This is a genomic window from Mesorhizobium sp. M8A.F.Ca.ET.021.01.1.1 (assembly GCF_003998025.1).
Taxonomy (GTDB): Bacteria; Pseudomonadota; Alphaproteobacteria; order Rhizobiales; family Rhizobiaceae; genus Mesorhizobium.
In genome coordinates, this window is record NZ_RZSJ01000340.1 from 1 (window position 1) to 6,518 (window position 6,518).

A 6,518-nucleotide genomic window follows, 5' to 3' on the forward strand; every position below is an offset into this window, starting at 1 on the left:
ATCTAACCCCATTTTTACCGATCCCAATCTTTATCGATCTCTTGGGTCGAGCGCGTCGCGCAGGCCGTCGCCGACGAAGTTCAGGGCGAACAGCGTCGAGACGAGGAAGAAGGCGGGAAACAGGAGCAGCCAGTTGGCGGTGCCGATGTTCTTGGCGCCGACGGAGATCAGCACGCCCCAGCTGGTCATCGGCTCCTGGATGCCGAGGCCGAGGAACGACAGGAAGCTCTCCAGGATGATGACCTGCGGCACCAGCAGGGTCATGTAGATCACCACGGGGCCAAGCAGGTTGGGGATGACATGGCGCACCAGGATGCCGCGCTGGCCGATGCCCATGGCTTCCGCCGCCTGGACATATTCCTGCCGGCGGATCGACAGCGCCTGCCCGCGCACGATGCGCGCCATGTCGAGCCACAGCACGGCACCGACCGCCAGGAACATCAGCACGAAGTTGCGGCCGAAGAACACCACCAGCATGATGACGAAGAAGATGAACGGCAAGGAATAGAGCACGTCGACGATGCGCATCATCACCTCGTCGACCTTGCCGCCGGAAAAGCCGGCGGCGGCGCCATAGATCACACCGATCACCACGGCAACGATGCCGGCGAGCAGGCCGATGGCAAGCGAGATGCGCCCGGCCATCAGCGTGCGCGACAACAGATCACGGCCAGTGTTGTCGGTTCCGAACAGGAAATACTGCTGCTTGACCGATGCGCTCATCGTCACTTCGAGGCCGTCGGGGGACTTGCTCTCTATCTTGGTGTCGTCGAAGGCATCGGAACGGTCGAGGTAGCGGATGTTACGGTCGTCGATCGGCTTGGTCGACTTGACCGTGACGAAGACCTGGCTCCCCTCCTGGTGCCACTCCTTGATGTCGACCCGCATGCGTTTGATCGCTTCGGCAAGCGCCGTCTCGATCATATCGGGTTTCGGGTAGGCCGACAGGCTTGGCGGCATGCGCACATAGTCGGCGTAGATGGTCGTGTATTGATGCGGCACGAACCAGGGGCCAAAGACGCTGACGACACCGATCAGAATGAGGTAGTAGAGGCTGAACATGGCGGCGCGATTGGCCTTGAGGCGCGCCCAGGCATCGCCCCAAAGCGAGCGACCAACGATGGCGGGAGCCGTGGCCGTGATGTCAGTCATAGCGCACCCTCGGGTCGACGACCGCGTACATGACGTCGACGATCAGGTTGAAGACGATGGTGAAAATGGCGATCACCACCACCGTTCCCATCACCAGTGTGTAATCGCGGTTGAGCGCGGCATCGACGAAATAGCGGCCGACTCCGGGAATGGAGAAGATCGTCTCGACGATGACCGAGCCGGTCAGCAGTGCCGCCGCAGCCGGGCCGGTGAAGGAGACGATCGGCAGGATGGCGCCGCGCAGCGCGTGCTTGACCACCACCGACCAGTCGGAGAGGCCGAGCGCGCGCGCCGTTCGGATATGATGGGATCGCAGCGATTCGATCATCGAGCCGCGCATCAGGCGTGCAACGATGGCGATCTGCGGCAAGGCAAGTGTCAGCACCGGGCCGACCTTGTTGATGAAGGCGCCGTCGCCCCAGCCACCGATCGGCAACAGCCTCCAGGTCAGCCCGAAAAGGAGCTGGATCACCGGCGCGATGACGAAGGTGGGGATGGTGCTGCCGGCGGTCGCCAGGGCGATCACCGTATAGTCGCCAAGCTTGTTCTGGTTGAGCGCGGCAATGGTGCCGAGCACGCTGCCGAGCAACAGCGCCAGGATCAGCGCCGAGGCACCGAGCTGGACGGAAATGGGCAGGCCCTTGGCAAACAGTTCGGTGACGGTGAAATCCGGCATGTTGTAGCTCGGGCCGAAATTGCCGCGCAGCAGATTGCCGAGATAATGGACATATTGCAGCCAGAGCGGATCGTTGAGGCCGAACTGGGCTTCAAGATTGGCCTTGATCTCGGGGCTCAGACCCCGCTCCTGGTTGAATGGACCGCCTGGCGCGACGCGCATCAGGAAGAACGCCATCGTCACGATGACGAACAGCGTCGGGATGGCGGTCAAAAGCCGCCGGAATACGTATCGCAGCATCGGTGCCCCGCTTGATCCAGAGCAGGCCCGTCCACTCGGACGATTGCGCTCCAGCCTTCAAATCTTCGCACCGAACTTTCCGAAAATCGATTCCGCTTCCCGAGCCGATGCGATGGCAAACCAGCGCCGCCGCGCATTCGGTTGCGCGGCGGCTTGGCCAGGGATCAGTCCTTGCTGACGAAGCGCGACGGATGCACGTCCATCACATTGTCGACGAAGCCATGCAGCTTCGAGGAAACGATATCGTGGTAGCTGTAGTACAGAAGCGGGATCTGGCCGACATCGTCGATGAGGATGCGCTCGGCCGCGGAGAGATCCTTCATGCGCTCTTCGGGCTTGCCGCCGGCGGCCGCGGCCTTGTCCATTGCCGCTTCGTATTGCGGGCTGTTGTAGTTCGAATAGTTGTTGCCGCTGGCCTTGCGCGTGATGCCGAGGAAGGTTTCCGGATCCTTGTAGTCGGCGATCCAGGCGGCGCGCGCCACGTCATAGTCGCCCTTCTGCTCGAGGAAGGAGTAGTGGGTCTTGGTGTCGGTGTTGAGCAGCGCGACGTCGACGCCAAGCGGCTTCAACTGTTCCTGGATCGCCACAGCGGTGTTCTTGTGGTTTTCCGAGGTGTTGTAGCGGATTTCCATCTTCAGCGGATGCTCGGGCGTGTAGCCAAGCTTCTCGAGGATCTTCTTGGCGGCGTCCTCGCGGTCGATCTGCGGCATGTCGGCGTATTTGGCCATTGCGGGCGCATAACCCTCGATGCCGGGAGGCACCATCGAATAGCCGGGCAGCATCGAGTTCTGCCAGACCTTTTCAGCGATGAAGTCACGGTCGATCGCCATCGAGATGGCGTTGCGCAGCTCCGGATTGTTCCACGGCGCCTTGTCGGTCTTGATCGCATAGTAGTAGGTGCCGAGATACGGTCCGACATGGATCTGGTCGCCGAACTTGGTCTTGAGGTCGGCCAGCTGTTCGGTCGGCAGATCGTCATAGCTGTCGAGTTCGCCGGCCTCGAAGCGCTTCATCGCCGACGAACGATCTTCGGTCGGGATGTAGTTGACGACGTCGAACTTGACGGTCGCGGCGTCCCAGAATTTCGGATTCTTGACCAGTTTCATGTGGTCGTTGGGAACCCATTCGGCGAGCGTATAGGCGCCGTTCGAAACCAGTTTGCCGGGCTTGATCCAGTCGGCGCCGAGCTTTTCAATCGAGGCCTTGCTGACCGGATAGGTCGCCTGATGGGTCAGCATCTCCAGGAAGTACGGCGTCGGCGCCTTCAAGGACACTTCCAGGGTGTTGGCGTCGATCGCCTTGACGCCCATGTCTTCCGGCTTGCCCTTCTTGGTGTTGACGTCCTCCGCGCCCTTCACCGGATACAGCATCGAGGCGTATTCCGCGCCGGTCGCCGGATCCTCCAGCCGGTGGAAGGCATAGACGAAGTCGTCCGCCGTCACCGGGCTGCCATCCGACCACATGCCGTCCTTGCGCAGCTTGAAGGTATAGACCGTGCCGTCATCCGATACCGTCCAGCTTTCGGCGGCGCCCGGAATGAGGTTGGCCTTCTCATCCTGCATGACCAGTCCCTGGAACAGGTCACGCAGCACGTTGGCTTCATAGACCGTCGAGGTCTTGTGTGGGTCGACCGACTCCGATTCAGCGGCGGTGCCCCTGTTATAGACGGTCTCGGCGAAGGCTGGCGTCAAGAAAGTGCCGGCAGCCAAGGTCATGGTCGTGGCGAACACCGTCGCCTTCAGCATGTTTTTCAGCATGAAGTTCTCCCTGTCGGCGCTGCCATGGGCGCGCCTTAACGTGTTGACGCCCCGGAACCGATGTCTGATTCCTTTGAGCGCGCCGCCGGTTCCCTCCGGCGGCTGGTGGCAGGAGACTAGACAGGAGGTCAGCTCTTTTCAACCGAGTACTGATTGACCTTAAGTCAAGCCTCATGATTGCAGAAGCAATGACTAAATTAGAGAGTCTTTTTCAATCGAGCACATCCTTTGGTTGCGTCCAGAGTTTTCGCTTTCTGCATGCGAACTTGGGCATGCTGCAGCCATGGTTGACAACCTCATTTGCAAGGTCCGAAGGCGCCAGTTCCGAACAGACAATTCGGGCACTTCAGCGGTCGAGTTCGCCCTGCTGTCGCCGCTCTTCATGCTTCTCTTGCTCGGGATGGTTGGGTACGGCATCTATTTTGGCGCCGCCAATTCGATACAGCAAATTGCAGCCGACGCCGCCCGGACGGCTATCGCCGGGGTGAACCAGACCGAGCGCCAGACGCTCGTGGCCAGCTACCTCGCCAACAACGCCGGCGGTTACCCCTTCGTGGACGCCAGCAAACTGACCTACCAGGCCAATGACAGCGTTGCCGACGGAAGCCAGTTCGTGGTGTCCATCTCGTACGATGCCCGCAACCTGCCGATCTGGAATCTGTTCCCGGGCATAGCCATGCCAGGGACGACCATCAGGCGTCAGTCAACGATCAGGGTCGGGGGTATCTGAATGCTGCAGCGGGCGGGCAAGGGCATCGGCCGGCTTGCACGGTCGATGATGGGGGACAGGAAGGCGAACTTCGCCGTCATGACCGCATTGAGCGCGCCGGTCGCGCTGGCCCTGGCCGCGGTGGCGATAGACGAGGCCTCCATCTACACCGAGCGCCGGGAAGCCCAGGCGATGGTCGACCTGGCAGCGATCACCGCTGCCTCGAACATCAACAACGTCAACACAGCCGTCGTCACCACGCTCACCGACAACGGCATGCCGGGTGTCGTTGTTCAAGCTTCGGGCCAGACCATCCCGGCGGCCGCCGGGAAGACGGTGGTGACGGTTACGCAAGGCCGATATGCCTCATCGACCGCTAATGTCAGCCAGCGCTTCCAGGCGGGCGTGACGCCTTACAATGCCGTCCGGGTGACTTTGGCGAAGATCCCCAAGCGCTACTTCGCAAGCTCGCTGATCCCCACTCCCGTCATCGGCACCCAAGCCACCGCCAGCATGACGCCGCAGGCGACATTCTCGGTCGGGTCGAGATTGCTCAGCGTCAATGGCGGCATCCTCAACGCACTTTTGAGCGGACTTCTCGGCGGCAACATCTCGCTCAGCGTCATGGATTACAACGGACTGATCTCGGCCGATGTAAGCGTGCTTTCCTTCGTCAGTGCGCTCGGCACACAACTGAACATCACGGCCGGCACCTATTCCAACGTTTTGGCCTCGAAGGCGACCGTCGGCCAGATCGCTACTGCCATGGCCAATGTTCCCGGTCTCGGCAATACCGCCAAGGTCGCCTTGCAGACCATCGCCTCCAAGTCGACCAGCACCGTCAAGATCCCACTCAGCAGTCTTGTCAACCTTGGTTCCATCGGCAGCCTGGGCCTCGGGCAACAGCCGTCCGGCCTTGGCGTAGACGCAAGCGCAATGGGGATGCTGACGGCGGCGGCCGTACTCGCCAACGGCACCAACCAGGCCGCGGTCGATCTCGGCGCGACCATCCCGGGGCTGCTCTCCACCAAGCTCAGCATCGCCATTGGGGAGCCGATGCAATCCTCGCCCTGGCTGGCCATCGATGGCATCGGCACCGTCGTGCGGACCGCCCAGACGCGCATCAAGCTGACGGCCTCCGTCGGTGTCGGCACGCCGAGCCTGGCCGGCGGCATCAGCCTGCTTGCCGTCAATCTGCCGCTCAATGTGGAAGTCGCCTATGCCGAGGCCAAGCTGACCGACATAAGCTGTCCGACAGGGCCGTCCAGCATCAATGTCTCCATCGCCGCGCACCCCGGCATTGCGCGTTTGAACCTGGCCAACAGCAACAACCCGTCCGGCTTCGCCGATTTCAGCCAGCCGCAGACCTTCACCGACGCCGAGATCGCCGATGTGAGTCTGAAGCTCCTGCTGATCAACATCCCGCTGATTCAGGTGATGGGTTCGGCCGCGACCGCGATCACCAACAACAGCCCGCAGACCTTGACCTTCAACGCAACCGACATCGCCAACAAGACGATCAAGACCGTTTCGACGCGAAACATCTCGCAGTCGCTCACCACGTCTCTGGTCAACAACCTGTCGCTTTCGGTCAATGCGCTTGGTTTGGGCATCGATCTGACCGCCCTGCTTGGAACGGTCAAACCGGCAGTGGTGGCCCTGCTCAACACCGTAACGGCGCCCGTCGACGACTTGCTCTACAATGTGCTTTCAGCCCTGGGCGTCGGTGTCGGCCAGGCCGACGTGCGCGTCACCGGTGCGACCTGCGGACGGGCAGTGCTCGTTCAGTAGGACCGCTTGGCCGCAACCGAAGCGCCGATCAGCCGAGCCGACCGAGGAAGCAACCGAGAGCCGGCAGCGAGAGCGCGTTTTCCTCGACAGCCGCGGTACCGCCCAGGACAGCCGCGACGGTTCCGATATCAGGCAGCAAGGGCCACGTCGCCGGCTCCCCGGCGAAATTGAAGACACAGAGCAGCCTCTCCCC

Annotated in this window: 5 protein-coding genes; 2 read left to right on the forward strand and 3 right to left on the reverse strand. The window is 61.8% G+C overall.

Annotated features, from left to right (window positions below; translation table 11 throughout):
• Positions 1–30 precede the first annotated feature (30 nt).
• From EOA36_RS23025 to EOA36_RS23035, 3 genes are all read right to left on the reverse strand, one after another.
• Positions 31–1,152: an ABC transporter permease subunit gene (locus tag EOA36_RS23025; RefSeq protein ID WP_127279556.1), complete on the reverse strand. Its 1,122-nt coding sequence runs from the start codon at positions 1,150–1,152 to the stop codon at positions 31–33.
• Positions 1,145–2,068, reverse strand: coding sequence for an ABC transporter permease subunit (locus tag EOA36_RS23030; protein WP_127279557.1), 924 nt, complete (start codon positions 2,066–2,068; stop codon positions 1,145–1,147). Before EOA36_RS23030 ends, EOA36_RS23025 begins: the two co-directional genes overlap by 8 nt.
• A 164-nt stretch (positions 2,069–2,232) precedes the next feature.
• Positions 2,233–3,825, reverse strand: coding sequence for a peptide ABC transporter substrate-binding protein (locus EOA36_RS23035; protein ID WP_127279558.1), 1,593 nt, complete (start codon positions 3,823–3,825; stop codon positions 2,233–2,235).
• A gap of 283 nt (positions 3,826–4,108) precedes the next feature.
• Between EOA36_RS23035 and EOA36_RS23040 the strand changes: the two genes are divergently transcribed.
• Both EOA36_RS23040 and EOA36_RS23045 read left to right on the forward strand, forming a co-directional pair.
• The gene (locus EOA36_RS23040; protein WP_189343786.1) at positions 4,109–4,555 is read left to right on the forward strand and encodes a TadE/TadG family type IV pilus assembly protein; all 447 of its coding nucleotides are present in this window, start codon (positions 4,109–4,111) and stop codon (positions 4,553–4,555) included.
• Entirely contained in the window at positions 4,556–6,325 is a 1,770-nt protein-coding gene (locus EOA36_RS23045; protein ID WP_127279559.1) for a TadG family pilus assembly protein, read from the forward strand.
• Positions 6,326–6,518: the final 193 nt, after the last annotated feature.